At 61.8% G+C, this 1,450-nt stretch carries 2 protein-coding genes; both read right to left on the bottom strand.

The window, feature by feature from the left end; translation table 11 throughout:
• A partial coding sequence (locus tag EOM25_14945) for a 4Fe-4S dicluster domain-containing protein (protein NCC26475.1) occupies positions 1-867 on the bottom strand: 867 nt, incomplete at its 3' end.
• Positions 821-1,228, bottom strand: coding sequence for a hypothetical protein (locus EOM25_14940; protein ID NCC26474.1), 408 nt, complete (start codon positions 1,226-1,228; stop codon positions 821-823). The genes EOM25_14940 and EOM25_14945, both read right to left, overlap by 47 nt.
• Between the last annotated feature and the right edge of the window lie 222 nt (positions 1,229-1,450).

Genomic DNA, 1,450 nt, shown 5'->3' with positions numbered 1-1,450 from the left:
CAGGCGCATGATGCCGCCCAGGGCGGCGTAGAGGGTGATGGGGGCCCAGAGGTAGGCGTAGACCGAGTGCTGGATGGTCTCGGCGGTCTGGGGCATGGGTCGGGCCGGAACCTCCAGGAGGCCTGTTTTTTCAAAGGGTTCTCCGGAGATGTAGAGCCAAGAGGTGCCTCCGGCCTCGTGTTCGCCGTAGATCCGGTCGATGTAGCGGCCCGGATCGCCGGCGATGCGTTTTCTGGCCAGTTCGAGCACTGTAGAGCGTTTCCCGAAGGTGATGGCCTCCACCGGACAGACCTGGGCGCACCCGGGCAGACCGCCTTCCTTGGAGATGCGCTCGAAGCAGAAGGTGCATTTCATGACCCTTGGGGTCAGGGGATCGTCGTATTCGTAGGCCGGGACCTCGAAGGGACAGGCCACCATGCAGTACCGGCAGCCGATGCACTTGGTCACGTCGTAGTGCACGGCGCCGTTGTCCTTCTTGGACAGGGCCCCGGTGATGCAGGCCGAGACGCAGGCCGGATCCTGGCAGTGCATGCACTGGAGCTTGACGAAGGTCGGCACCAGGTTGTTCTGGTCGTCCACCTTGCCGGCATAGTACCGGTTGACCACGGTCAGGCTGGTGGCGTCCATGCGCCGTTTGGTGTCCAGAATCCGTTTGTCGTCGAAGGGCAGGGCCGGTTTGGGCAGTTGGTTGACCTCGTTGCAGGCCTGTTCGCATTTGCGGCAGCCCACGCAGCGGGTCAGATCGACCAGACAGCCGAAGGGATCGGCAGGGGCCCGGGACTGCCAGGCCTCGGCCCGGCCGGGCACGGCCGCCGTGGCGCTACCGGCCAGGGCGATTCTCAGGAACATTCTTCGTCCGATGTCCATTGTCCCTCCTTGAGTCGGTTGAGTCGGGAATGTCGTCCAGGATGGTTCCGGATTTCAGGGAGCCGTCGGCATAGGCCCTGACCACCGCGTCGGTGTCGCCGATGACGTTGTCGAAGACGGTGATGCCCCGGGCCGAGAGATGGGTCCGGCATTCGTCGAGAAGGCCGCCGCAGATCATGGCCCGGACGCCCATCCCGGCCAGGAGGCGGCAACGGTCGAAAACCGGGGTGTCGTCCACGGGCAGGGCGTCCCGGCGGAGGACATCGCCGTTTTCGGCCACGGTCAGGACCAGGAGCAGTTCGGCCTGGTCGTACCTCGGGGCGATGCGGTCATGCAGAAGGCAAAGGGCGATTTTGGGCACAGGAACCTCCGTGGAAAGGAAAGCAAAGACTGTTCCCCTTGAACTCCAATTGATAATTCAGACGGTTGGGCAAAGGAGCACTGGTCGAGACACCTGTTTGAACCAATTTGTTGCGAAAATTTGAATCAATATGTTTCAATTGAGAAAAGAGGATGGCAAATCTGAAACTGATTGTTTCAGGAGAGGAGACCGAAACGCTTCAATTCCCTCCACAGGGTGGTC

The sequence above is a fragment of the Deltaproteobacteria bacterium genome, assembly GCA_009929795.1.
GTDB lineage: Bacteria > Desulfobacterota > Desulfovibrionia > Desulfovibrionales > Desulfomicrobiaceae > RZZR01.
This window is presented reverse-complemented; position numbering and strand designations above follow the sequence as displayed.